Origin of the sequence: Kitasatospora misakiensis (assembly GCF_042656005.1) — a bacterium.
GTDB lineage: Bacteria > Actinomycetota > Actinomycetes > Streptomycetales > Streptomycetaceae > Kitasatospora > Kitasatospora misakiensis.
Genome location: NZ_JBHSOF010000025.1, coordinates 83873 through 110831 on the forward strand (window position 1 = coordinate 83873; position 26959 = coordinate 110831).

Sequence of the window (26959 nt, forward strand, 5' to 3'; positions counted from 1 at the left end):
CGCCGTCCTTCTGCGATCTTGCCAGGGACCAGCCGGGGACCGCGGCCGCCGGCCGAAGGGCCCCCGCTACCTGCTGCGGCGGCCCCGTGCTCCCTCTCATGAGATCGTCGGCCTGCCGGCCCCAGGGGACCTTGGGTAATGCGATCAGACCGCCGTGATTGGCCGGGCCCGTCGCGGGTCGGGTCCGGAGCCCTCGCGGTGGCTGTTCGCGCGGGTGCGCCCGGGGATCAGCGGCGGCCGAGGACCTCGGCGAGGCGGCTCACCCCGTCCGCGCCGTGGCCGAGGGCGATGGTCCGGCGGGTGAGGCCCTCGGCCGCGCGCATGACGCCGGACTCGATGCCGTGCGACTCGGCGGTGTGCACGACGTGGGCCATCGTGGAGACCCCCGAGGCGAGCGGGTTTATCGCGCCCGAGTAGCTGCCGCTGTCGAAGTCCTCGGCGAACTCGGTGAACAGCGCGGGCAGGATCGCCCCGATCCCCTGGGCGAACGGCGCCAGCTCCCGCGCGCTGATCCCCTCGGCCTTGGCCAGCGCCAGCGCGTGCACGTACCCGGCCATCGACGTCCAGAAGATGTCCAACAGCGCGATGTCGAAGCCGGCCGCCCGGCCGATCTCCGCGCCGAGGTGGGTGTGGGTACCGCCGAGCACGGCCAGCACCGGCGCGAACCGCTCGTGGAGGTCGACCGGCCCGCTGTAGATGAAGACCGCCTCCGGCGTACCGATGCTCGGGGCCGCCGTCATGATGGCGCCGTCCAGGTACTCGACGCCGTGCTCCGCCGCCCAGGCGGCCGTGGACCGGGCCCGGTCCGGCGAGTCGGCGGTCAGGTTGACGAGCGCCCGCCCCTTCAGCGCGGCCTCGACCTCCGCACGGCGCAGCACGGCGTCCGAGGCGTCGTAGTTGACGACGCAGACGACGGTCAGCTCGCTCGCCGCCACGGCCTCCTCGGCCGTGCCCGCGCTCACCGCGCCCCGGGAGACCAGCTCGGCGTCCCGGCCCGGCGTGCGGTTCCAGACCGTGGTGCGGACACCGGCGTCCACGAAGGCCCCGGCCAGGGCGCGCCCCATCGGCCCGAGGCCGAGCACGGTGACGGTGGGCTGGGTGTGGTTGGTGGGCATGCTTCAGCTCCTGTAGACATGGTGGTGGACAAATGACCGACCCGGGGGAAGAGATGACGCGCAGTCAGGCCGTAAACCCGAACGTGTGCGGAGTGACCGCCGCGATCGCCGTGATCGACGGCAAGTGGAAGACGTCCCTGCTCTGGCTGCTGGAGGCCGGCCCGCAACGCCCCGCCGAACTCCGCCGACGGCTGCCCGGCCTCAGCGCGAAGGTCCTCACCCAGGCCCTGCGCGAGATGGAGTCCGACGGCCTGGTGCACCGCGAGGTGCACGACGTCCTCCCCCTGAAGACGGTCTACTCCCTGACCGACTTCGGCCGCCGCCTCTCCGACGCCCTCGGCCCCATCTCCGACCTGGGCCACGAACGCCTCGACCGCATGACGGCCGAACAGGCCGCACACGCCGGCCAGGTAGAGGCCTCCTGACCTGCTGTCATCTCCCTTCGCCCCTTCTGCGCACCAGTCTTGCCGCACCGCACGCCGCTGCCCAGTACGCACAAAAAAGTGCCTACCGGGCAGCGCCGCGAGGTGACCGAAAAAAAGTCTTCGGAGCGCGGCAACCCTTCGCTGGGCCGGTGACCACAAGGGGGTGGATCCGGGCGGTTGTGCCGGCCGGGTCCGCCCTTCTCTCGTGATCGGTTCGCAAGGAGAACGTCTACCCATGAGCAACCCCACGGACGGCAGGCGCCGCGGGCGTCACCGCCGTCGCTGGAGCGCGACCGCTCTGCTGCTCGCTGTGCCCCTCGGCGGCGTCACGTACCTGTTCACGCACGAGGACTCCCAGGCCGCGACGGTCGACGGTGACGCGTACTACCGGGTGGTCTCGGTGCGCAGTGGCCAGGTGCTGGACGTCAGCGCCTTCTCCACCGCCGACGGCACCCGGATCCAGCAGTGGACCGACCAGAACACCGCCAACCAGCAGTGGAAGCTGAAGTCCACCGGGGACGGCTACTACGAGCTGGTGAACCGCAACAGCGGCAAGGTGCTGGGCATAGCGGGGGACTCGACCTCCCAGGGGGCCGCCGCCGAGCAGCAGACGGACCGCTCCGCCGCCGCCCAGCAGTGGAAGGTCGACGGTGTCGGCGGCTCCGAGGCCGTCACCTTCACCTCCCGCAAGAGCGGCCAGCTCCTGGACGTCTCCGGGTACTCCACGACCGCGGGCGCGCAGATCGTCCAGTGGGCCGGCACGGGCGGTGCCAACCAGCAGTGGAAGCTGGTGAAGTCGACCGGGTCCCAGCCGTCGGGCAACGGGTCGTACGCGTGGAAGAACGCCCCGGTGGCGGGCGGTGGTTACGTCACCGGGCTGGTCTTCAACCAGAAGGAGAAGGGCCTGCTGTACGCGCGCACCGACATGGGTGGCGCGTACCGCTGGGACACCGGGGCCGAGCAGTGGATCCCGCTGACCGACTGGGTCGGTGAGAAGGACTGGAACCTGCTGGGCATCGAGTCGCTGGCCACCGACCCGGTCGACCCCAACCGGCTCTACCTCGCGGCCGGCACCTACACCAACGACTGGGCCGGCAACGGCGCGATCCTGCGCTCCTCCGACCGCGGCCGCACCTTCCAGCGCACCGACCTGCCGTTCAAGCTGGGCGGCAACGAGGACGGCCGCGGGGCGGGCGAGCGCCTGGTGATCGACCCCGCGGACCACAACACCCTGCTGCTGGGCACCCGCAAGAACGGCCTCTGGCGCAGCACCGACCAGGGCGCGACCTGGAGCCAGGTCTCCTCGTTCCCGGTCAAGGACGGGGCGAGCAGCGGCACGGGCATCTCCTTCGTGACGTACGGCCCGGCCGGCAGCAGGACGGTCTACGCCGGCGTCGCCGACAAGTCCACCAGCCTCTACCGCTCCACCGACGGCGGCAACACCTGGCAGGCCGTCTCCGGGCAGCCGACCGGCCAGCTGCCGCAGCACGGGGTGCTCTCCGGTGACGGCTCGCTGTACCTGACCTACACCGACAAGCCCGGACCCAACGACGTGACGGCCGGGTCGGTCTGGAAGTACACGCCGTCCGCCGGGGCCTGGAAGAACATCTCCCCGTCCCAGGGCAGCTACGGGTTCGCCGGTCTCGCCGTCGACCCGCAGAAGCCGTCCACGGTGATGGTCACCACCCTCGACCGCTGGTACCCCGGGGACGAGATCTACCGCTCCACCGACGGTGGCGCGAGCTGGACCGCCCAGGGCGCGAAGTCGGTGCGGGACGCCTCGGCCGCCCCGTACCTCGGTACCGACATCGGTCACTGGATGACCGCCCTGAGCATCGACCCGTTCGACTCCGGGCACGTGATGTACGGCACCGGCAACGGCATCTGGGCCAGCAAGGACGCCAACACGACCGACAACGGCGGCACCAGCCACTGGTTCATCGGAGCCCGCGGCCTGGAGGAGACGGCGCTGGCGGACGCGATCTCCCCGCCCGGCGCCACCACCCTCATCACCTCGATGGGCGACCAGGGCGGCTTCGCGTACAACGACCTGACCAAGGAGCCCAACGGCCGCCTGGTCAACCCGACGATCTACCACAGCACCTCGCTCGACTTCGCCCAGTGGAACCCCTCGCTGGTGGTCCGGGTCGGCCGGGGCGGCGAGCAGGACGGCGCCATCTCCACCGACGGCGGCCACACCTGGAACGGCTTCAAGTCGGAGCCGGTGCCCAGCGCCTTCAGCGGCCACATCGCCATCGCGGCGGACGGCTCCAACATCGTCTGGACCGAGGCCGGCCAGGCGCCGTACCGCTCGACCGACAAGGGGGCGAGCTGGTCGAAGGTCAACGGCCTGGGCGCCGACGCGGTGGTCGTCGCGGACCGGTCCACCGGCAACACCTTCTACTCGCTGTCCGGCGGCACCCTCTACGCCAGCACCGACGGCGGCGCGACCTTCACCGCCCGCGCCGGCAACCTGCCCACCGGCAAGCTCAGCGCCGTCCCCGGTGTCCCGAATGACCTGTGGATCGCCGGCGGCGGCAAGGGCCTGCTGCACTCCACCGACGGCGGCCGCTCCTTCACCACGCTCGGATCGGTGCAGTCCACCACCGGCGTCGGCTTCGGCAAGGCCGCACCGGGCGCCTCGTACCAGGCCCTGTACCTGATCGGCAACGTCAAGGGCGTCGCGGGCGTCTTCCGCTCCACCGACATGGGCGCCACCTGGGTCCGCGTCAACGACGACGCCCACCAGTGGGGCAACTTCGCCAGCAACGGCATCGTCACCGGCGACCCCGACACCTACGGTCGGGTGTACATCGGCACCAACGGACGCGGTCTCCAGTACGGCGACCCTTCCTGATCCTTCCTGATCCTTCCGATCCCGAATCCTGAGCGGGGCCGCAGGCGCGACTGCCTGCGGCCCCGCCGTGGTTCCACGGACCGCGCGTCGTCCGCTCCGGAACAGAAAAGATATTTTTTTCGAATCACGGCAACCTTCCCGTGCGCGGCGGCAACCAACAGGCAACCGGAGCCGAGACCGAGGCACCAACTGCGCCCGAGGGACAAGCCGTTGTCAGATCAGATCCGTGCTCATCGCCGCCGTAGGCCCACCCGCCGCGTGATCGCCGTCGCCGTGGCCCTCGCCGCCGTGGGCGCCGCCGTACCGCTGATGGCCCAGGCAGCCTTCACGTCGGACTCCAGCTCGCCGACCACGCTGGGCGCTGCGGCGGCCGGCAGCGGCCGCTACTTCGGTACGGCGGTGGCGGCGGGCAGGCTCGGCGACTCGACGTACGCCGGCATTCTCGACCGGGAATTCAACATGGTCACCCCGGAGAACGAGATGAAGTGGGACGCCATCGAGCCGTCCCGCGGCACCTTCAACTTCGGCGCCGCCGACACGATCGTCAACCGCGCCACCACCCACGGCCAGAAGATGCGCGGCCACACCCTGGTCTGGCACTCGCAGCTGCCCGACTGGGTCCGCTCCATCAACGACGCCAACACCCTGCGCGGCGTGATGAACAACCACATCACCCAGGAGATGTCCCACTACAAGGGCAAGATCTACGCCTGGGACGTGGTCAACGAGGCCTTCGCCGACGGCCCCGGCGGCCAGCACCGCAGCTCCGTGTTCCAGGACGTGCTGGGCGACGGCTTCATCGAGGAGGCCTTCCGCACCGCCCGCGGCGTCGACCCCGCCGCCAAGCTCTGCTACAACGACTACAACATCGAGAACTGGTCCGACGCCAAGACCCAGGGCGTCTACAACATGGTCAAGGACTTCAAGTCCCGCGGCGTGCCGATCGACTGCGTCGGCTTCCAGAGCCACTTCGGCGCGGGCGGCGCTCCGGCCAGCTTCCGGACCACCCTGTCCAGCTTCGCCGCGCTCGGCGTGGACGTCCAGATCACCGAGCTCGACATCGCCCAGGCCTCCGCCGACACGTACGGCAACGCCACCCGGGACTGCCTCAGCGTGGCCCGCTGCACGGGTATCACCGTGTGGGGCATCCGCGACAGCGACTCCTGGCGCGGCGGCGAGAACGCGCTGCCGTTCGACAACAACGGCAACAAGAAGCCCGCCTACAACGCGACGCTCAGCGCCCTGGCGGCCGCCAGCGGCGCACCGGGCGGGGGCATCGCCTCCGGCACCGTCTACACGCTCACCGACGCGGCCGCCGGCCGGGTCCTCGACCAGCCCGCCGGACAGAACGGCAACGGCACCCCGCTCCAGGTCTGGGACGCCAGCGGCGCCGCCAACCAGCAGTGGAAGGCCACCAAGAACGGCGACGGCTCCTACACGCTGACCAACGTCGCCAGTGGCCGCGTCCTGGACGAGCCGGGCGGCCAGACGGCCAACGGCACCAAGGTGCTGGTGTGGGACGCCAACGGCGGCGCCAACCAGCACTGGAAGGCCACCCAGAACAGCGACGGCTCCTACACGCTCATCAACGTCGCCAGCGGCCGCGTGCTGGAGACCCCCGGCAACCGGACGGCCAACGGCACCCCCGTCCAGATCTGGGACTCCTGGGGCGCCGCCAACCAGCACTGGACCTTCCGGGCGACCGGGTCGCCCACCCCGGCGCCGACCCCGACCACGTCCGCGCCGAGCGGCTCGTGCGCCCTTCCGTCGACCTACCGGTGGTCCTCCACGGGGGCGCTGGCGCAGCCGGCGAACGGGTGGGCGTCCGTGAAGGACTTCACCAACGTGGTGTACAACGGCAAGCACCTGGTCTACGCGTCGGACGTGTCGGGATCCTCGTACGGCTCGATGATGTTCAGCCCCTTCACCAACTGGTCGGACATGGCCTCGGCTGGGCAGACCGGGATGGGCCAGGCCACGGTGGCGCCCACGCTGTTCTACTTCGCGCCCAAGAACGTCTGGGTGCTGGCCTACCAGTGGGGCCAGTGGCCGTTCATCTACCGCATCTCCAGCGACCCGACCAACCCCAACGGCTGGTCCGCGCCGCAGCCGCTCTTCACCGGCAGCATCCCCAAGTCCAGCACCGGTCCGATCGACCAGACCCTGATCGCCGACGGCCAGAACATGTACCTGTTCTTCGCCGGTGACAACGGCAGCATCTACCGGGCGAGCATGCCGATCGGGAACTTCCCGGGCAACTTCGGGTCCGACTACACCACGGTCATGACCGACACCCCGAACAACCTCTTCGAGGCGCCGCAGGTCTACAAGGTCAAGGACCAGAACCAGTACCTGATGCTCGTCGAGGCCCAGGGTGCGAACGGGCGCTACTTCCGCTCCTTCACCGCCACCAGCCTGAACGGCAACTGGACCCCGCAGGCCGCCAGCGAGGCCAACCCCTTCGCCGGCAAGGCCAACAGCGGTGCCAACTGGACCAACGACATCAGCCACGGTGACCTGGTCCGCAGCAACCCCGACCAGACGATGACGATCGACCCCTGCAACCTGCAGTTCCTCTACCAGGGCAAGGCGCCGACCGCCGGCGGCCCCTACGACCAGCTGCCGTACCGGCCGGGCCTGCTGACCCTCCAGCGCTGACCCGCTGACCGATACCCGCTGAACCGGGAACCCCAGCCGTGCGTCGGCCGGGGTTCCCGTTGTTCGTGGGCCCCGCGTCGGGCAAGAACATTCTGTTAACGCTAACAGAACCCTTGTGGAGAATTTGGCAGGGCCCTATAAAGACCCAGCTCAGAGGCTGTTTTGACGGTCGCTGTGGATATTGACGCCCACTTTGCTCCGCCCATACGCTCCGGGCACCGGATCCCGTGGTCGTACTCCGATCGGAGCACCGATGTCCAAGCCCCGCCCCCGCCATTCCCGCGTCCGCCCCGTCCTCGCGGCCGCGCTCGGCGCGGCCACCGCGCTGGGCGGCCTGGTCGGCGCGCCGCCCGCGCAGGCCGCCGACGCGGGCGGGTCGCTCTCCGTGCTGACGTACAACGTCGCCGGCCTCCCGCAGGTGCTGTCCAGCGCCTCGACCGACCGGCAGAGCAGCACCACGGCCATCGGGAGCCGGCTGGCGCCGTACGACATCGTGAACGTCCAGGAGGACTTCAACTACCACGCCGCCCTGTACGCCGCCGACTCCCACCCGTACCGCACCGGGACCAGCGGCGGGGCCGGCATCGGCAGCGGCCTCAACACGCTCTCCGGCCTCCCCTACGACACCGACGACTTCGAGCGGGTCAAGTGGAAGGACTGTCAGCTCGACTCCGGTGACTGCCTCACGCCCAAGGGGTTCACCTTCACCCGGACCAGGCTGGCCGAGGGCGTGTACGTGGACTTCTACAACCTCCACGCGAACGCGGGCACCAACCCCGGGGACGAAGCGGCCCGCGCCGCCAACCTGGCGCAGCTCACCGGCTACATCAGGACCCACTCGGCCGGGAACGCCGTCGTCGTGATGGGCGACACCAACACCCGCTACACCCGGGCCGACGACACCATCGCCGCCTTCGCCGCCGACAACCGGCTGACCGACGCGTGGGTGCAGCTGAAGCGCGGCGGCGTCGCGCCGACCCGCGGCGCCGACCCGCTGCTTTGCGACCAGAACGCGCCCACCGACACCTGCGAGATCGTCGACAAGGTCCTCTACCGCGGCAGCGCGCTCGTCTCGCTGACCGCGACCTCGTACGCCAACAAGCACGCCGACTTCCTGGACGGCGCCGGCAAGATGCTCTCCGACCACGACCCGGTCGCCGTGGGCTTCAGCTGGAGCCGGAACCAGGCCTACCAGGCGAGCGAGCAGTTCGGCGGCCCGCACGGCGACTACTACGACGACATCGACCGCGTTCCGGCCGGTGCGCGGGCCACCGCGATCAGCCTGCGGGCCGGCTCCCGCGTCGACCAGGTCGGACTGACCCTCGCAGGCGGCACCGCGCTCACCCACGGTGGCTCCGGCGGCACGGCCTCCTCGCTCACCCTGGGCAGCGGCGAGTACGTCAACTCGGCCACCCTCTGCCAGGGCTCGTCCGGCGGGCACACCCGGATCTTCTACGCCTCGTTCGGCACCAACCTGGGCCGCTCCCTGGCCGGCGGCACCACCACCGGCGACTGCGTGACCCGTACCGCCCCCGCCGGCTGGCAGATCGCCGGCTTCCACGGACGCGCCGGCGACGAGGTCGACAAGCTCGGCTTCCTCTTCACCCGCCGCTGACCCTCCCCCCCCGAACGTCCCCGGACCGGGCCGCCACCCGGTCCGGGGATCCGCCCTCCTCCCCTTCCTCCCCGCACACCGCTCCGCCACCAGGCCCACCACCGCAGGAAGTCCAGCATGAACCAGCAGCCCACCCTGAACCGCCGCCGCTTCCTGTGGAACTCCGCGGCCACCTCGGTCGCCGTCCTCACCGCGCCCACGGCCCTGAGCCTGCTGGCCGCCCCGCAACAGGCCGCCGCCGCGCCCGCCGGCGGCCCCGCCCAGGCCCTCGCCTTCGTGGACTCCTACACGACCAACACGCCGGCCGACCTCACCCCGGAGGGCAACGCCGCCGTGCGCATCCTCGGCGGGATGAGCCGGATCTGGCACACCGGCGGGGCCTGGAACACCGGCTCGCCGCTGATGGCCGACATCCTGCGCGCCAACGTCCGCTACTGCGTGCGGGTCACCACCCAGCGCACCGCGGCGCAGGCCCGGGAGGCCTTCGTCTACGACCGCCAGCACCAGAGCTACGCCGTCATCGCCGGCCTCGGCCCGCTCGCCGACCTCTACCGGACGGGCGCCCGGGCCGTCACCTCGATCACCACGGCGCCCGACTCCACCCCGCCCGCCAAGGTCGACGACGCCGTCCCCGCCGGCGCGCCCGCCGGGTCCGCGCTCGGCCCCGGGGCCGTCGACTCGGAGCTGGGCCAGGTGGTCACCCTGGTCAACACCCTCCGCGGACCGTACGCCTCCGGCAACCCCTCCAAGTACGCCTACCAGTACCCGCGCCCCTGGCGCCTGAACGCGGACAGCGCGGTGGTCGACACCGGCGCCACCGACGCCTTCGGCCTCCCGGTCTACGCCTCGGACGTCGTCGTCGCCCCGCAGCTGCTGCGCCAGCGCAACACCTCCCCGGTCGACGACGGCGGCTTCGTGAGCGGGCACACCAACGCCTTCCACCTGGCCGCGCTGGCCCTCGCGTACGCGGTGCCCGAGCGCTTCCAGGAGCTGATCGCCCGGGCGTTCGAGCTCAGCCACACCCGGATCACCGCGGGCATGCACTCCCCGCTCGACGTCATCGGCGGCCGGACGCTCGCCACCGCGCTCGCCGCCGCCACCCTCGCCGACCCGCGCAACGCCGCCCTCAAGGCCGCCGCCCGCGGCCAGGCCGCCGCGTACTTCCGGTCGAAGACCGGCAGCACGGCCGACACCCTGCACGCCTACGCCCACCGGGCCGGCGCGGCCGAGGACCCGTACGCCGACCGCGCGGCCAACGCCGAGCAGGTCACGCCGAAGCTGACGTACGTCCTGCGCCGCGCCGGCCGGGACGTCCCGATGACGGTGCCCAAGGGCGCCGAAGTCCTGCTGGAGACCCGCCTGCCCTACCTCGACGCCGCCCAGCGCCGCGAGGTGCTGCGCACCACCGCGCTGCCCTCGGGCTACGTCCTGCTGGACGGCCCGGAGATGTGGGGCCGGCTCAACCTGTTCGCCGCGGCCGACGGCTACGGCGCGTTCGAGCGGGACGTCACCGTGGAACTGAACGCCGCCGACGGCGGGTTCTCCGCGGCCGACGCCTGGCGCAACGACATCGCCGGCCCCGGCGGCCTCACCAAGCGCGGCACCGGGACGCTGACCCTGACCGGCACCAACCGCTACGCGGGCACCACCGTGGTGGCGGACGGCGTCCTGGTGGCCGGCTCCCGCGACGCCCTCGGGCGCGGCGCCGTCCAGGTCCGTGGCGGCACCCTGCGGGTGGACGCCGAGCGGGGCGCCGTCCGGGTGCGCGGCGACTACCTGCAGTCGGCTGGGACGCGGCTTGAGCTGACGCTCCACCAGCACCGCGGGCCGGCCCTGGCGGTCGAGGGCCGGGTGACGCTCGGCCGGGACGCGCAGCTCGTCCTGCGGCTGTCGGACGCCTGCGAGTTGGGCGACGACGTGGTGCTGCCGGTGATCGATGGGCGTACGCTGCAGGGCGGGTTCGGCAGCGTCACCGTCGACGCGGACGGGTACCGGGCGACTCCGCTCTACACCCACAGCGGCCTCTCGGTGCGGCTGACCCGCTGCTGAACGCACCGGCACGTCCCGAGACCGAAGGAGCACCCCCTGTGACCGTCGCCGCGAGCAACTGGGCCGGGAACATCACGTTCGGCGCCGAGCGGTTCCACGAACCCGGCTCCATAGCCGAGTTGCGGCGGATCGTCGCCGACAGCCGGTCCCTGCGGGTCCTCGGGACGGGCCACTCGTTCAACGCGATCGCCGACACCGCGGGCGACCTGGTGTCGGTCGCCGGCCTGCCCCGGGCGGTCGAGCTGGACGAGCGGGCCGGCACGGTCACGGTGAGTGCCGGGATGCGGTACGGCGAGCTGGTCGAGGAGCTGGACCGGGCGGGCTTCGCGCTGCACAACCTCGGGTCGCTGCCGCACATCTCGGTCGCGGGCGCCTGCGCCACCGGGACGCACGGCTCGGGGGTCGCCAACGGCTGCCTCGCCACGGCCGTCCGGGCCGTCGAACTGGTCACCGCGGACGGCGCCCTGGTGACGATCGAGCGGGGCGAGGCGCACTTCCCCGGTTCGGTGGTGGCCCTGGGCGCCCTCGGCGTGGTCACCCGGCTCACCCTGGACGTGGTGCCGGCCTTCGAGGTCCGGCAGTGGGTCTACGAGGGGCTGCCGACGGCCGTGCTGCGCGAACGGTTCGACGAGATCATGGCGGCGGCGTACAGCGTCAGCCTCTTCACGAGCTGGCAGGCGGACCGGATCGACCAGGTCTGGCTCAAGCGGCGCGGCGGCGACCCCGGGGCCCCCGGGACGTGGCAGGGCTCCGACGCCCCCGCGGCCTGGCACGGCGCGGCGCTCGCCGACGGCCCGCGCCACCCCGTGCCGGGCTGCCCGCCCGAGCCCTGCACGACGCAGCTGGGCGTGTCGGGCCGCTGGCACACCCGACTCCCGCACTTCCGGCTGGACTTCACGCCGAGCAGCGGGGCCGAGCTGCAGTCCGAGTACTTCGTCGCCCGGGCGGACGCCGTCGCCGCGTTCGACGCGCTGGACGCCGTCCGGGAACGGATCGCACCGGTCCTGCAGATCGGTGAGATCCGCACGGTGGCGGCCGACGGGCTGTGGCTCAGCCCCGCCTACGAACGGGACTGCGTGGCCTTCCACTTCACCTGGCACCCCGACGCGGCGGCCGTGGCGGACGTGCTCAAGGCGGTCGAGGAGGCGCTGTCCCCGTTCGCGGCCCGGCCGCACTGGGGCAAGGTCTTCAGCACGGCGCCCGAGGTGATCCGGGCCTCGTACCCGCGCTGGGAGGACTTCCGGGGGCTGCTGGGCGAGTTCGACCCGGCGGGCAAGTTCCGCAACGAGTTCCTCGCCCGGCACTTCCCCGTCGGGTAGCACCGGCCGGGTAGTACGGGATACGTACGGGGCCTGAAGGGGGCTGGGCGGCGGTCGTCGCCCGGCCCCCTCGCCGTTGCCGGAGGCCGGTGGCGCGCGGCTCGGATCGCACGGCTTGTCCTGCACATCTCTTGAAGAGCCGCCGAGCTATGTGTCAGTCTCATTTCGTCGTACCGGACGATCTCCGGCGGCGAGCACTGTGCACCGGTGATCCTTTTCCCCAAATTGTGAGCGCTCACAATTGGGGGAGCTGCTGTTTCTTCCCTTCCCGAGATCGTCCAGAGTGTCCAGCGCGTCCTGTTCCTCCCGTGAGCCGCCCCGGGCGGTGGTCGCGTGGTCGGCGCCCTGCCGACGAGACCGATCCACCGCGCCGTTGATGTGCCGTACTCATTTCGAGCCGCCCCGGCACCGCAGCGGTGTTCCGCCTGCCCCCGCACCTCCCACCACCATGCGAGGAGAGCGATCCATGAAACCCATCCACCGCCGACTCCCGGCGTTCAGCCTCAGAGGGGCCCTCGCCGGGGCCCTGGCCGCCGGAGCCGTCGTGGCCGCGCCCGCCGCGATCTCCCACGCGGCGACGATGACCACCCTGTACGTCTCGCCGAGCGGCAGCGGAACCGCCTGCTCCTCCTCGGCCCCCTGCTCCCTGACCCAGGCGAAGGCCTCCGTGGCAGCCGTCAACGGGAGCATGACCGGTGACATCGTGGTGCAACTCGCGGGCGGCACCTACCGGCTGACCGCGCCGCTCACGCTCGGCAGCGCGGACTCCGGCAACAACGGCCACCGGGTGATCTGGCAGGCCGCCCCGGGCGCGAGCCCGGTGCTGTCGGGTGGGCAGCAGGTGACGGGCTGGACCCTGAAGGACTCCGCGAACAACATCTACGCGGCGCCGGTCCCGACCGGGGTCGACTCGCGGCAGCTGTTCGTCGACGGGATGCTGGCGCCGCGGGCGTCGATCCCGATCTCGCGCAACGACGTGAACATCACCGCCACCGGGATGACCATCGTCAACCCCGCGCTGAACTACCTGGCCACGCTGCCGCAGCAGAACCGGATCGAGCTGGAGAGCCAGAACTCCTTCACCGACCGCTTCGCCCCGGTGCAGTCCATCAGCGGGACCACCGTCACCATGCAGCAGCCGGCCTGGAACAACAACAACTGGGGCTACGACACCCTGGCCAAGCCCTTCGCCGGCGGATCGCTGCAGCTGCAGAACTCCTACGCCTTCCTGAAGACCACCGGGCAGTGGTACCTGGACCCGCAGGCGGGCCAGCTGTACTACAAGGCCCCCGCGGGCTGGCAGGCCTCGGCCCACGACATCGAACTGCCGCGGCTGACCTCCCTGCTGCAGATCAGCGGCAGCTACACCAAGCCCGTGCACGACCTCACCTTCCAGGGCATCGCCTTCAGCCACACCACCTGGCTGCAGCCCAGCACCAACGTCGGCTACGCCGACCAGCAGAGCGGGGCGTTCCTGGCCGGCACCTTCACCCAGCCCGCGGACTTCATGACCTCCTGTCAGTCGGGATGCCAGCTGTTCGAGGCCGCCCGCAACAGCTGGAACCAGGTGCCGGCGGCCGTGCAGGTCTCGGCGGCCTCCGCCATCACCTTCGCCGGGAACTCCTTCTCCCACCTCGGCCAGGTGGGCCTCGGCATCGGCAACGACGCCAACGCCCACGGCTCCGGCATCGGCCTGGGCGCCTCGGACATCACGGTCGCGGGCAACACGTTCACCGACGACTCCGGGGCGGGCATCGTGGTCGGCGGCGTGCGGCCCGACGCCCACCACCCGTCCGACCCCGCGATGACGGTCAAGGACATCACCATCCGGGACAACCGGATCAGCGATGTCGCCAAGGACTACAAGGACATGGCCGGGATCCTCTCGACCTACGTCACCCACGCCGTCATCACCCACAACGAGGTCTCGGACCTCGCCTACGACGGCATCGACGTCGGCTGGGGCTGGGGCGCCAACGACGTCGGCGGCAGCCAGGACTACCGCAACCGCGGCCTCTACAACTACCAGCCCGTCTACACCACGGCGACGACCCTGAAGAACACCGTCATCAGCTACAACAAGGTGCACGGCACCAAGAAGGTGTTCCACGACGGCGGCAGCATCTACACCCTGTCGGCCAACCCCGGCACGACCATCGACCACAACTACATCTACGACAACCGGAACACCGTCGGCCTCTACCTCGACGAGGGCTCCCGCTACGAGACCCTGAGCAACAACGTGGTCCAGGACTCGGGCGTGTGGGCCTTCACCAACGCGGGCGGCACCAACAACACCAACGACAGCACCTTCTCCGTCAACTGGTACAACGCGGGCGTCACCCAGGTCGCCACCGGCGCCCCGCACAACAACGTCCTCAGCGGGAACATCCAGGTCAGCGGAACCAACTGGCCGTCCGAGGCCCAGCAGGTGATCTCCCAGGCGGGCGTGACGGGCGGCTCCACCACGGGAGCCCTGCGCGCCGTGGGCGCGGGCAAGTGCCTGGACGTACCGAACGGGTCGACCACCCTCGGCACCCAGACCCAGATCTGGGACTGCAGCGGTGCGGCCAACCAGGTCTTCACCCGTACCGCGAGCGGTGAGTTGACGGTCTACAGCGGCACGAGCCGGCTCTGCCTCGACGCTTACGCCAAGGGCACCAGCAACGGCACCGCGGTCGCGATCTGGACGTGCAACGGCCAGACCAACCAGCAGTGGAACTTCAACGCCAACGGCACGATCACCGGGGTCCAGTCCGGACTCTGCCTGGACGTGACCGGGGTCTCCACGAGCAACGGCGCACTGGTCCAACTCTGGGGCTGCAGCGGCCAGTCCAACCAGCGGTGGACCCTCTCCTGAGGACCCCGCCAGCCTCCTGAGGACCTCGCCGGTCCAGTGAGGGCGCCCTCGGTCTCCCGAGGGCGCCCTTGGTGCGCGAGGCGGTGCGTGGCTCCGGGGCCGGTCCCGCAAGCGCGGCGACCGGCCCCGGAACCCTGTTCAGCTGCGCAGGCTCCACTTCTGGTTGCCCGCGCCCGAGCACGCCCAGAGCTGGACCTTCGTCCCGTTCGCCGTGGCCGTGCCGGTGGCGTCCAGGCAGAGGCCCGACTGCACTCCGGTGATCGTGCCGTCGGCGTTGACGTTCCACTGCTGGTTGGTCTGCCCGTTGCAGTCCCAGATCACCGCCGCGGTGCCGTTCTCGGTGCCCTTGGCGGAGGCGTCCAGGCACTTGTTGCCGTAGACCATGAGCTGCTTGCTCGTCGTGTTGTAGGTCCACCGCTGGTTGGTCCCGCCGTGGCAGTCCCACAGCTGGGCCTGCGTGCCGTTGGTCGTGGAGGAGTTGCCGATGTCCACGCAACGGCCCGAGGCCTGGCCCACGATCGCCTGGGTGCCACCGCCGGGAGTGGGAGTGGTGGAGCCGAACTGGCTGAAGAACTTCCACACCTCGCCGGACGTCCAGGTGCGCCAGCCGTCGCAGGTGCACCCGTCGATCGGGCCGGGGTCGTGGCCCGCTCCGTCGAACGCGGCCCAGACGACCGGGTACCCCGACTTGCAGCCGGAGTAGGCGGTGACGGTGTGCGTCAGGCTGCCGTTCGCCGGCTCCGGCGGGTTCTGCGGGGTGCAGCCGTTGTTCCTGACGAACTGGTCACGGATCGCCCGGCCCCCGGAGATGGACAGGACGTTGTCCCGCAGGCCGTGCACCCCCATGTACGCGATCGGCTGCGTACCGCCGTTGCAGCCGCTGAGGTTCGCCGCGGCGTAGGTCGCGACCGCCCGGAAGACCGTCGGCCGGGCGCAGGCGAGCGCGTAGGACATTCCGGCGCCGTAGCTGAAGCCGGTGGAGAAGAGCTGGGTCGGGTCGACGCAGAGCCCGGCTTCGACCTGCCTGGTGATGTCGTCGACGAAGGTGATGTCCTGGCCGTTGGAGTTGGCCCAGCCGTTGTCGAAGCCCTGGGGCGCGACGAAGATGGTGCCGTTGTTGTCGAGGTCCGCCAGGCGCCTGAGCCCGTAGTAGGACCAGTTGTACCCGTCGGTGCCGCCGGAGTCGACGTCGTTGGCGGTACCGCCCCGCCAGTGGAATCCGAAGACCAACCGGTAGGGCCGGTTCTGGTCGTAGTTGGCGGGGACCCGCAGGATGTAGCTGCGGTTCTGCCCGCTGCTGGAGATCGTGTGGCCGCCGCTGGTCAGCGCCGCCGGCTTGCCGCAGCCACCGGTGCCCGCGGCGGGGGCGGCGGGGGCAGCGGCAGCGGCCCTGACCGGAGCGGCGGACGCGCTGAGGCCGCTGCTCAGCACCATGCTGATCACAGCCACGATGACGGCCAGTGCGGCCGGCACGGCTGTGAACGGGGATCTGCGTTTCATGAGCTCTTCCTTGCCTGTGGGTGGACAGGAGTTCAGGGCGTCGACCGACGGGACCTCCGTCGGCCGGTTGAAACGGTGCGATCGAGCGCGGCGGACCCTCGGCGGTGCGCGCGGGGTGGGGCGTCGCCTGAGGCGCGCGGGTGGGGGTCCGCCGAATGTGAGCGCTCACAAATGTGCGGTGCTGCACCCCGCCACCAGGTGGCGGGGCGTTTGAAGGCGACGGTCGCAGCGTGCATCACGCCGCACGCACGGTCAACCTTTCTGACAAGGGCTTTGGTCGGGTCCGGTCAAGCCGGCCGGGCCGCTCGGCCGTCCACTCGGCCATGACGTTCAGTTCGGCGTCCCCGTCGATCCGTTCGCCCTCGGCGCCCGGCGACGAGTGTGAAACTTTCCCGAGGAGGACGCTCCCGGCGGGGATGTCCTGGCGGTGCACTGGGGAGCGACGGTCCGCGCACGCTTCGGCCGGTGCGCGGGGCGTCCGGCGGGGGCCTTCGCGGCGCCCGACGCCCGGCCCGTCCGGCGCGCGAGGGCCGGGGTGCGCCACGGCCGCCGGGGCGGCGCCGGATCCGCGCGGAGCCGGGAAAGGCCAGGTCACGGGCGTTGTCGGGGGGCTCGGTCCGGCGCCGGGCGGGGCGATGGGGACCGCCCCACCGACGCGGATGATGGCCGGGCACCGGGGCGCGAGGCCCGGGCGGGGCGGCGCCTTTCTCGGTTTGTCGAAGGTTTGCCCACCCGGTTTCGCCTCTTGTACGAATGCGCCGGGAGGCTATTGATCATGAACAGGTGGATCCAGCGCGCGCGTCCGGCAGGCGAGGCGCTCCAGTCGCTGGTGGACGGTCTGGCCGAGGAGTTGGGGCGTTCCGTCGTCCTCGACGACCCACTGGTGCGGATGATCTGCACCAGCCGCCACTTCGGCGACGAGGACCGGGTCCGCGTGCGCACCCTGCTGCAGGGCGTCGCGGACGAGGAGTCCATCCGCCACGTGGTGTCCGAGGGCGTCGCCCGGTGGACCGGCCCGGGCTACCTCCGGGGCCGCGACGACCTGGGGCTCCGGCCCCGTTACTGCGTCCCGGTCCGGGAGCGCGGCCACCTGCTGGGCATCCTCATGGTCGTCGCCTCGGAGGGGATCCTCACGGCGGCCGACACCGAGGCCATCGCCCGGACCGCCCGCGCCGTGGCCGCCGAGATGTACGCGGAGCGTCTGGCCTCGGACGCCGACGAGGAGCGCACGTACCGGCTGGTGCGCCAACTGGTCGGCCAGGACGCGGCGCAGCGCTCGGCGGCGCGCCGTCAGCTGCTCGACGACGGTCTGCTCCCCGCCGGCCCGCACGTCGTGGTGACCAGGGTGGCGGTCGCCGGCGAGCAGGCCCCGTCCGGCCGGACGGCGGTCGCGCTGCGCGGCGCGCTGGAACCGTTCCGGCGGACCCGCGTGGCCCGCGGCCTGGCCGCGATCGACCAGGACCGGGCCGTCCTGGTGCAGGTCTTCGAGCGCGCACCGACGGAGGAGGAGCTGGACCTCCAGTGCCGCGGCGTCGTCCGCTCGCTGGCGACCTTCCTGGACGCGGGCTCGACCGCGGCGGTGGGCGTCGGCGGACGCGGGACGGACCTCGCCGACGCCTGGACCTCCCACGACCAGGCGCGGGTCGCGGTGCGCGCTGCCCGCCGGCTGCCGCACCTGGACGGCATCGGGGACTGGGCGCGGCTCGGCGAGTACGCCGTGTTCCTCCAACTGCCCGACGGCGTGCTGAACGCCGCCCTGCTGCCCGAGCCGCTGCGGCGGCTGCTGGACTGGGGCGGCACCTCCCGGTTGGCGGAGACCCTGCGCTGTTTCCTGGAGAACGCGGGCTCGGTGCCCAGGACCGCGGAGGTTCTGGAGGTCCACCGCACCTCGCTCTACTACCGGCTGCGGCAGATCCAGGAGATCACCGGCCTGGACCTGGACGACGGCGGGCATCGCCTCGTGCTGCACATGGGCCTGCGGCTGTGGGACCTGCTGTCGGCGCCGCAGGTGGGCGCCGCGCCGCAGGTGGGCGACGCCGGTGTTGCTACAGAGCGATGAAGCTCCGTCGGCCAATCCCTACGCCGGTCGGTGGTCAACGCGGTCGGCCCGCGGCAAGAATCGTTTCCACGGGCGGCCGGTCATTCTCGCGAGCCGACACGAGCCGACACGAGCCGACACGAGACGGCACGGGCCGACACGAGACGAGTTCGACGCCGTCGTGGACGAGTTCCTCTCCTGAGGCCGCGCCCCCTCACCCCCTAGCAATCGCACAGCACCACTAGAACCGGTCGGAGCCCTCCGTGACCCAGTCGGGCGCCACGCCCATGCCCCAACCCGAGCACCACCCCCAGCCGGGCGGCACCGCCCACGACGGGGGCACCGGCTGCATCGACGTCCTCGCCCCGCCCCCCGGCGCCGATCCCGAGGACTGCCTCTACGTCGCCCTGCACCTCCACGGCGCGGCCGCCGTCCGCCGCGACGGCGCCAGCACCGCGCTGGAACCCGGGGACCTGCTGATCGGCACCACCCCGCACCCGGCGGGCCTGCTGAGCGAACCCGCCTGCCGGATGGCGTACTTCCGCGTCCCCTGCTTCTACCTCGGCGTCCGGCACCGCGACGTCCGGCGCGCCGGCGGGCTGCTGGCGCGGGGGAGCGAGGGCATCGGCTCGCTCGCCTCCCAGTTCCTGCGGACCCTGGCCGGCCGGACCCGGGCCCACCGCGCCCGGCCCGGCAACCACCTCGCGCGCGGCGTCTCCGACATCGTCAGCATCCTGGTGACCGAGCTGCTCGACCGGGAGCACCCGGAGCAGCCGACCGCCGCGGCCGAACTGCTGACGCGGATCCGCGACCACATCGAGGAGAACCTCGCCGACCCGGACCTCTCGCCCGAGTCGATCGCCCGCTCGCAGCACATCTCGGTGCGCTACCTGCACAAGCTCTTCCAGCAGGACGGGACGACCGTCGGCCAGTGGGTCCGGCAGCGCCGACTGGACGCCTGCCGCCGGGAGTTGGAGCGCCCGTCCCGCCGGCAGGTCGGTGTCGCCGCCGTCGCGCACCGCTGGGGCTTCGTCAGCCACTCCCACTTCAGCCGGGCGTTCCGCGACGCGTACGGCGTCTCGCCCCGGGAGTGGCAGGCCTACGCCGCGCAGTCCGACGCCCGCGGCCGGCTCTCCTGAACCCGACGAACCCGACGCCGGGACACGCGGACGGCCGCGGTGCGCACACCGCGGCCGTCCCGGCGGGTCACTTCGCGAGGAAGGACAGCAGCGCGGTGTTCACCTCTTCCGCGTGGGTCCACAGCAGACCGTGCGGCGCACCCTCGATCTCCACGTACTCGGCGGTCGGCAGCGCCGCGTGGAACGGCCGACCCGTGTTCTCCACGGGCAGGATGCGGTCGGCCGTCCCGTGCACGATCAGCGCCGGCACGTCGATGCGCGGGATGTCGGCCCGGAAGTCGGTGTACCAGGTGGCCGGCGCCGCCGACGCGGCGTAGGACCCGCCGGCCGCCGCGACGTTCCAGCTGTTGCGGACGGCCTCCTCGCTGATCCGGGTGCCGAGGTTCTCGTCCAGGTTGTAGAAGTCGCCGAAGAAGTCGCTGTAGTAGGCGTAGCGGTCGGCCTTCACCGCCGCGACCACACCGTCGAAGAACTCCTTGGGCGCGACGCCGTCCGGGTTCTCGTCGTTCTTCAGCAGCCACGGCTCCAGCGAGGCCAGGAACGCGACCTTGGCGACCCGGCCGGAGCCGTACCGGGACACGTACCGCGCGACCTCGCCGGTGCCCATCGAGAAGCCGACCAGCACGGCGTCCCGGACGTCGAGGGTCTCCAGCACGGTGTTGAGGTCCGCGGCGAAGGTGTCGTAGTCGTAGCCGGTGGTCGGCTGCGAGGAGCGGCCGAAGCCGCGGCGGTCGTAGGTGATGACCCGGTGGCCGGCCTCCAGCAGGGCGGCGCTCTGCCGCTCCCAGGAGTGCCCGTTCAGCGGGAACCCGTGGATGAGTACGACCGGCTGCCCGGTCCCGTGGTCCTCGTAGTAGAGCTCGACGGCGGCGGAGTTCTCCTGGCCGACGGTGATGAACGGCATGGGTTTTCCCTCTCTCTCACGCAGCACTCCGGCTGCGGCGAGCCACACGCTAGGTTAGGCCGCCGCTGCCGGATTGCCTCTGAGAGCACGCCGTGTCGTCCGAGAGCGCCGCAGGTGGGAGGGCCCGCGCTGCTTCGGCGTGGCGCGGGCGCGGGCCGGTCAGCCGTGGAAGGCGGTGCGGGCGCTGAGCGCCTTGAGGGCGGCTTCGGACCAGCGGATGTTCTCGCGTTCGAACGCCATGCCGCGCAGCAGGGTGAGGTACGGGCCGATGCGCTCGGCCTCGGCGAGGTGCTGCTCCTCGGTGCGGCCGTCGAGGATCCTGGCCTGGACGCGTTCGTAGCGGGCGAGCTTGGCGCGGGCCCAGTCCAGGCGCTCGGCGATGCCCGCGCGGACGGCCCCGACGTCGCCGGCGTCGACGCTCTGGACCTTGACCATCAACTCGTCGCGGATGGTGGTGGGCTTGCTCGGATGCTCGGCGGTGTAGGCGTGGATGGCGGCGAGACCGGCCTCGGTGAGGGAGAAGAGGCGCTTGTTGGGGCGCTTCTCCTGGAGGACGACCCGGGCCGAGATGAGGCCCGCGGCCTCCATGCGCTCCAGTTCGCGGTAGAGCTGCTGAGGGGTGGCCATCCAGAAGTTCGCCACCGAGGCGTCGAAGCCCTTGGCGAGGTCGTAGCCGGAGGCCTCACCCTCCAGGAGGGCGGCCATCACCGCGTTCCGCAAAGCCATGCGGTCACGGTAGCAGCCACCGGTGACTGGTCAACAAGGCGACTAATCGCGTCGGCCGTCCGGGGGATCCGCGGGGTCGGGGGGACCCGGGGCGGAGGGGGGCCGGGGGCCCGGGTGGGCTATGGACAGTGCCTCCGCGACCGCTTCATACTCGCCAGTACACCTACTCAATTCGATGACTAGGAGCGGAGGCTTCCCCATGCACCCCTTCCGCAAGGCGGTCGAGGACCGCGACGCGCAGGCCATGACCGAACTCCTCGCCGAGAACGTCGTGTTCACCAGCCCCGTCGCCTTCAAGCCCTACCCCGGCAAGGCCGTCACCGGGGCGATCCTGCGGGGCGTGCTGCGCGTCTTCGAGGACTTCGCGTACACCCGCGAGATCGGCGACCCCGAGGGGCGGGACCACGCGCTCCTCTTCACCGCCACCGTGGGCGGCAAGCGGCTCCAGGGGTGCGACTTCCTCCACCTCGACGAGGACGGGAAGATCGACGAGCTCACCGTGATGGTCCGTCCGCTCTCCGGCGCCCAGGCGCTCGCGGCGGCGATGGCGGCCGAGTTCGACCGGATCTCCGCCGAGGCGGCGGCGGACGCGGCCGGGGCCGATGCCTTGACGAAGGCGGACGCGCTGGCGAACGCGGCCGGGGCGGCGGAGCGGTGAGCGACTTCGACGCGGTCGTCATCGGCGCCGGCAACGCCGGACTGACCGCCGCCACCAGCCTCCAACTCGCCGGCCTGCGCACCCTGCTCGTCGAGCGCCACAACCTCCCCGGCGGCTGCGCCACCTCCTTCCGGCGCGGCCGCTTCGAGTTCGAGGTCGCCCTGCACCAGCTCTCCGGCGTCGGCGCCGAGGGCCAACCCTTCACTCTCCGCGGCCTGTTCGACCGGCTCGGCGTCAGCGACAAGCTGGAGTTCGTCGAGGAGCCCGACCTCTACCGCGCCGTCGTCCCGGGCCGCTTCGACGTCACCCTCCCCGCCGACTGGCAGGGCACCTCCGACGCCCTGGAGGCCGCCTTCCCCGGCAACCGCGAGCGGATCGAGCGGTTCCTCCAACTCGTCAAGGACGTCACCTTCTGGCAGATCGCGGCCCGCCGCGGCATGCCGCCCGAGCAGGTCGACCCGGTGCTGTTCCGGTACGGGCTGCGCCCCGTCAAGGACGTCCTGGACGAGTACTTCGACGACCCCGGCCTCAAGTCGGTGATCGGCACCTACTGGACGTACCTCGGCCAGCCGCCCACCCGGCTCGCCTTCCAGGACCTCGCGCTGACCCTCTACGCCTACCTGGAGTTCAAGCCCTGGCACCTCATGGGCGGCTCCCAGGCGCTGTCCACCGCGATCCTGGACTCCTTCCTCGCCGCCGGCGGCCAGGTGCGGTTCAACACCTCCGTCGAGGCCATCCTCACCGAGCACGGCCGGGCGACCGGGGTCCGGCTGGACGACGGGCAGGAGGTCACCGCCGGGGACGTCGTCTCCAACGCCTCGCTCCCGCTCACCTACGCGATGCTCGGCGAGGGCGGCGTCCCCCCGGCCGTCCGGGACGACCTCGCCACCCGCCGGATCGGCGTCTCCGGCGTCGTCCTGCACATGGGCCTCGCCGCCACCCCCGCCGAACTCGGCTTCACCACCAGCACCACCTTCGTCCACGCCGACGAGGACGACGAGCGCACCTACGCCGCCGCCCGCACCCTGGAACCCGCCCGCGGCATCTGCGTCACCTCCTACGACGTCGCCCCGATCGGCTTCGCCCCGTCCGGCGCGACCCACATCAGCCTGATGACCCTCCAGTACGGCGACCACTGGGCGAAGATCCCGCCCGCCGACTACGCCCGCGTCAAGTTCGCCTACGCGCAGACCCTGCTCGACCGAGTCGAGGCGGTCGCCCCCGGCATCCGCGACGCGATCGAGGAGGTCGACGTGGCCACCCCGCTCACCATGGCCCGCTACCTCGGCCACCCCGGCGGCGCGATCTACGGCTACGACCAGGACCGCACCGAGGGCTGGCTCTTCCGCAACAGCGAACGCGAGAGCCACGTCCCCGGCCTGCACCTGGCCGGCTCCTGGGCCGGCATGGGCGGCTTCCAGCCCACCCTCGAAGCCGGCGCCCGCGTCGCCCGCCGTCTGCTGCGCGCGAGGGCCGCGGCCTGAGCCCGGCCCGCCTGCGGCCCGCCGACCCTCCCGAACCAGGACGGAGCACTCCCGTGAGCCACCCCCTCGCCCCGCGCTACGACGGCCACGACGCGGTGCGGGCCGACATCGACACCCGCCCGCACGACGCCACCGGCGCCACCCCGCCCACCAGTCCCACCGGGGACGCGGCGGCCGCCCTCGCCGCCGTCGACACCCACCACCCCAAGCGGCTGCGCCTCACCATCGCCGAGGTCCGCACCGAGACCGTCAGCACCAGGACCTTCCGCCTCCGCCGCCCCGACGGCCGCGACCTGCCGCCCTTCCTCGCCGGCCAGTACGTCGGCGTGTTCGCCGACGGCACCAACCGCCCCTACGCCATCGCCTCCAGCCCCGCCCGGCTCGACCACTGGGACCTCACCGTGCGCCGGGTGCCCGGTGGCCGGATCAGCAACCACCTGATCGACACCCTCGCCCCCGGCGACACCCTCACCACCACCGGCCCCACCGGCACCTTCCACCACAACCCGCTCTTCCACGGCGAGGACGTCGTCTTCCTCGCCGGCGGCTCCGGCGTCGTCCCGGCGATGAGCATGATCCGCGAGATCGTCGACGACGCCCTGCCGCGCCGCTTCCACCTGCTCCTCGGCTCCCGCTCGGCCGACGACATCATCTTCCGCGCCGAACTCGACGCCCTCGCCGCCGCGCACCCGAACATCCACGTCCACCACGTCGTCCAGGACGTCCAGGACGTCCAGGGTGCCACCGAGGAGTGGACCGGCCCCACCGGGCTGCTCACCGCCGCCCTGATCGACACCCTCGCCGGACCGCTCGACGGCCGCACGGTCTACGTCTGCGGCCCCCAGGCCCTCTACCCGTACGCGCTCCGACAGCTCGCCGACCTCGACCACCCCCGGCGCCGGATCCGCTTCGAGGCCAACGGCGCGCCCGCCGACCCCACCGCCCAGCCCCACTGGCCGGCCGGCACCGACCCGGCGGGCGAGGTCGACGTCACCGCCCGCGGCCGCACCTTCCGCACCCGCCGCGACCGGCCCCTGCTGGACGCGCTGGAGGACGCCGGCGTCCGCCCGGAGGCCGCCTGCCGCTCCGGCGAGTGCGGCCTCTGCCGGGTCCGCGTGGTCAAGGGCCAGGTGCACACCGCCATCGAGGCCCGGCTGCGCCTCTCCGACGAACGCTTCGGCTACACCCACGCCTGCGTCGCCTACCCGATCACCGACACCGAACTCGACGTCTGACCGACCGACCGGACCCCGCGACATCCCCGTCCGCGAGACCACCGCCGTCCGCGACGCCACCGCCGTCCGCCCGACACCACCGCGTACCCACGCCGTTCGCGGCACCCGAAGGAGGCGCACCACCGTGTCCATGATCACCCCGCCCACCGTCGCCCACCTGCCCGGCCTCGCCGCCCAGGCCTTCGGGGACCGCACCGCGCTGCGGTTCAAGCGCGACGGCACCTGGCAAACCCTCGACTACATCGCACTCGCCGAGACCGTCGACCAACTCGCCGCCGGACTGGTCCGCCTCGGGGTCGGCCCCGGCGACCACGTCGGCCTGGTCGCCGAGACCCGCCCCGAGTGGACGCTCTGCGACCTGGCCATCGCCCGCGCCGGGGCCGTCAGCATCCCCGTCTACCCGACCGGCTCGCCCGAGGAGTGCGCTCACGTCCTCGACCACGCCGGGGCGCGCGTCGTCCTCTGCGACACCCCCGCACGCGCCGACGCCGTCGCGCACGCCAAGGCCGTCGACACCATCGTCGTCTTCGACCCCGACCCGGCGCTGCCGCACCGCTCGCTGGACTCCCTGCGCGTCCCGCTGAGCGACGCCGAACGCGACCGGCTGGACGACCTCGCCCGCGCGACGGACGAGTCCGCGACCGCCACCGTCATCTACACCTCCGGCACCACCGGCCGGCCCAAGGGCTGCATGATCACCCACGCCAACTGGCAGGCCTCCTGCACGGCGACCGCCGCCCTGGTGGAGGGCCTCGGCGAGGACGAGGAGGTCTACCTCCACCTGCCGCTCGCGCACATCATGTCGCGCTCCATCCAGCTGGTCGCCCTCTCCCACGGCGTGGCCATCGCCTACTTCGGCGGCGACATCCGGGCCGTCATCCCCGAACTCGCCGAGGTCCGCCCGACCGTCCTGCCCTCCGCGCCCCGGCTGTTCGAGAAGGCCTACGCCACCGTCAAGGACCTGCCGCCGGAGGTCGTCGCCCAGGCGGTCGGCGGCCGCATCCGGCTGGCCGCCACCGGCGCGGCCCCGATCGCCCCGGAGATCCTCGACTTCTTCGACTCCTGCGGCATCCCCGTGCTCGACACCTACGGCATGACCGAGAGCAGTGCGCTGATGACCGCCAACCGGCTCGACGAGCGCCGCCACGGCACCGTCGGCCGACCGCTGCCCGGCGTCGAGATCCGGATCGCCGAGGACGGCGAGATCCTCACCCGCGGGCCCGGTGTCTTCGCCGGCTACCTCGACGACCCCGCGGCCACCGCCGAGGCGATCGTCGACGGCTGGCTGCACACCGGAGACCTCGGCACCCTCGACGCCGACGGCTTCCTCACCGTCACCGGCCGCAAGAAGGACCTCATCATCACCTCGGCCGGCAAGAACATCGCCCCCGCCGCCCTGGAGAACCTGCTGCGCCGCAGCCCCTACGTCTCCCAGGCCGTGCTGATCGGCGACCGCCGCCCGCACGCCGCCGTCCTGGTCACCCTCGACCCGGAGACCGTCACCGCCTGGGCCGCCGACCGGGGCATCGCCGACCCGCTGCCCGCCCTCGCCCGCCACCCCGCCGTCCGCACCCTCGTCCAGACCGAGCTCGACCGGGTCAACGACCACTTCGCCCCCGCGACCCGCGCCCGCGCCCTCGCCGTCCTCGACCACGACTTCACCGTCGAGGACGGCACCCTCACCCCCAGCCTCAAGATCCGCCGCAACGTCGTCGAGACCCGCTACGCCCCCCTCATCGACTCGCTCTACTCCTGAGCTGCCGTGGTGCGCCGGGCCGACTTGCCTCGTGGATTGGGGGAGGGGTAGTGTTTTTAAGTCGCTTGGCAGGGAGCACCGGACACGCAACAGCGCGGACGGTCCCGGAGTGGCCAATCCTCTGGAAATACCATCGCAGCCCGGTCATCGGGTTTATTCGGCGTGCGTAATTCCGGGGATTGCGGCCGGATTCGCCTTTCGGGGCGGGGATCGGCTAGAGTTTGAAACGTCGGACGGGGCGTCAAGCCGCAGAAGACAGCAGCGAGTTGGATGAAGGAAGCGCCGGGAACGGCACGGAAAACATCTGATAAGCTGGAAACACGAAAGAACGAAGCGCCCGGAGGGCCGGTGTGAAAGCCGCCTGAAGGAAGCGTCCGTTCCTTGAGAACTCAACAGCGTGCCAAAAGTCAACGCCAGATATGTTGACATCCCCGGCCTCGGACTCTGTTCCGTGGTTGGAGATTCCTTTTGAAGTAAAACACTAGCGAGGACGCAGTGCGCGGGGCCGCCCTATTCCGGTGGTTGCCGTGCCGCTCGACGCGAGTGCGGACCCGATGACGGGTAATCATTCACGGAGAGTTTGATCCTGGCTCAGGACGAACGCTGGCGGCGTGCTTAACA

General features: G+C 71.8%; 17 protein-coding genes. 13 read left to right on the plus strand and 4 right to left on the minus strand.

The window, feature by feature from the left end:
• Positions 1-227: 227 nt before the first annotated feature.
• Entirely contained in the window at positions 228-1115 is an 888-nt protein-coding gene (locus ACFP3U_RS20060; protein WP_380226952.1) for an NAD(P)-dependent oxidoreductase, read from the minus strand.
• Between the two features lie 53 nt (positions 1116-1168).
• Between ACFP3U_RS20060 and ACFP3U_RS20065 the strand changes: the two genes are divergently transcribed.
• From ACFP3U_RS20065 to ACFP3U_RS20095, 7 genes are all read left to right on the plus strand, one after another.
• A complete protein-coding gene (locus ACFP3U_RS20065) occupies positions 1169-1540 on the plus strand; it encodes a winged helix-turn-helix transcriptional regulator (protein ID WP_380226953.1) in 372 nt (123 codons plus the stop codon).
• A 235-nt stretch (positions 1541-1775) separates the two neighbouring features.
• The gene (locus tag ACFP3U_RS20070; RefSeq protein WP_380226954.1) at positions 1776-4397 is read left to right on the plus strand and encodes an RICIN domain-containing protein; all 2622 of its coding nucleotides are present in this window, start codon (positions 1776-1778) and stop codon (positions 4395-4397) included.
• 258 nt (positions 4398-4655) lie between these two features.
• Complete coding sequence (locus ACFP3U_RS20075) at positions 4656-7055, plus strand: non-reducing end alpha-L-arabinofuranosidase family hydrolase (RefSeq protein ID WP_380226955.1); 2400 nt, start codon at positions 4656-4658, stop codon at positions 7053-7055.
• 253 nt (positions 7056-7308) lie between these two features.
• Positions 7309-8670, plus strand: a complete 1362-nt coding sequence (locus ACFP3U_RS20080) for a jacalin-like lectin (protein WP_380226956.1) — start codon at positions 7309-7311, stop codon at positions 8668-8670.
• Between the two features lie 117 nt (positions 8671-8787).
• The gene (locus tag ACFP3U_RS20085) at positions 8788-10719 is read left to right on the plus strand and encodes a phosphatase PAP2 family protein (protein WP_380226957.1); all 1932 of its coding nucleotides are present in this window, start codon (positions 8788-8790) and stop codon (positions 10717-10719) included.
• Positions 10720-10757: 38 nt separating this feature from the next.
• Complete coding sequence (locus tag ACFP3U_RS20090; RefSeq protein ID WP_380226958.1) at positions 10758-12038, plus strand: FAD-binding protein; 1281 nt, start codon at positions 10758-10760, stop codon at positions 12036-12038.
• A 466-nt stretch (positions 12039-12504) separates the two neighbouring features.
• Positions 12505-14898 (plus strand): ricin-type beta-trefoil lectin domain protein, encoded by a 2394-nt coding sequence (locus ACFP3U_RS20095; protein WP_380226959.1) that lies wholly within the window; start codon positions 12505-12507, stop codon positions 14896-14898.
• A 138-nt stretch (positions 14899-15036) separates the two neighbouring features.
• Here ACFP3U_RS20095 and ACFP3U_RS20100 read toward each other — a convergent pair whose 3' ends face one another.
• Positions 15037-16398 carry a ricin-type beta-trefoil lectin domain protein gene (locus ACFP3U_RS20100; protein WP_380226960.1) on the minus strand — a complete coding sequence of 454 codons (1362 nt, stop codon included), beginning with the start codon at positions 16396-16398 and terminating at the stop codon, positions 15037-15039.
• A gap of 775 nt (positions 16399-17173) precedes the next feature.
• Here ACFP3U_RS20100 and ACFP3U_RS20105 point away from each other — a divergent pair.
• Both ACFP3U_RS20105 and ACFP3U_RS20110 read left to right on the plus strand, forming a co-directional pair.
• A complete protein-coding gene (locus ACFP3U_RS20105) occupies positions 17174-18457 on the plus strand; it encodes a PucR family transcriptional regulator (RefSeq protein ID WP_380226961.1) in 1284 nt (427 codons plus the stop codon).
• A gap of 242 nt (positions 18458-18699) precedes the next feature.
• Positions 18700-19575 carry a helix-turn-helix domain-containing protein gene (locus ACFP3U_RS20110; protein WP_380226962.1) on the plus strand — a complete coding sequence of 292 codons (876 nt, stop codon included), beginning with the start codon at positions 18700-18702 and terminating at the stop codon, positions 19573-19575.
• Between the two features lie 67 nt (positions 19576-19642).
• Here the strand turns inward: ACFP3U_RS20110 and ACFP3U_RS20115 are convergent, their stop codons facing one another.
• Together ACFP3U_RS20115 and ACFP3U_RS20120 are read right to left on the minus strand one after the other, a co-directional pair.
• Positions 19643-20479, minus strand: a complete 837-nt coding sequence (locus ACFP3U_RS20115; protein WP_380226964.1) for an alpha/beta fold hydrolase — start codon at positions 20477-20479, stop codon at positions 19643-19645.
• A gap of 159 nt (positions 20480-20638) precedes the next feature.
• Positions 20639-21205 (minus strand): PadR family transcriptional regulator, encoded by a 567-nt coding sequence (locus ACFP3U_RS20120; protein WP_380226966.1) that lies wholly within the window; start codon positions 21203-21205, stop codon positions 20639-20641.
• Between the two features lie 199 nt (positions 21206-21404).
• On the opposite strand from ACFP3U_RS20120, the gene ACFP3U_RS20125 reads away from it, so the two are divergent.
• From ACFP3U_RS20125 to ACFP3U_RS20140, 4 genes are all read left to right on the plus strand, one after another.
• Entirely contained in the window at positions 21405-21863 is a 459-nt protein-coding gene (locus tag ACFP3U_RS20125; protein ID WP_380226967.1) for a nuclear transport factor 2 family protein, read from the plus strand.
• Positions 21860-23347 (plus strand): phytoene desaturase family protein, encoded by a 1488-nt coding sequence (locus ACFP3U_RS20130; protein ID WP_380226968.1) that lies wholly within the window; start codon positions 21860-21862, stop codon positions 23345-23347. The genes ACFP3U_RS20125 and ACFP3U_RS20130 overlap by 4 nt, the downstream gene beginning before the upstream one ends.
• A 53-nt stretch (positions 23348-23400) precedes the next feature.
• Complete coding sequence (locus ACFP3U_RS20135; protein ID WP_380226969.1) at positions 23401-24582, plus strand: 2Fe-2S iron-sulfur cluster-binding protein; 1182 nt, start codon at positions 23401-23403, stop codon at positions 24580-24582.
• Positions 24583-24712: 130 nt separating this feature from the next.
• Positions 24713-26338: an AMP-dependent synthetase/ligase gene (locus ACFP3U_RS20140; RefSeq protein ID WP_380226974.1), complete on the plus strand. Its 1626-nt coding sequence runs from the start codon at positions 24713-24715 to the stop codon at positions 26336-26338.
• Positions 26339-26959: the final 621 nt, after the last annotated feature.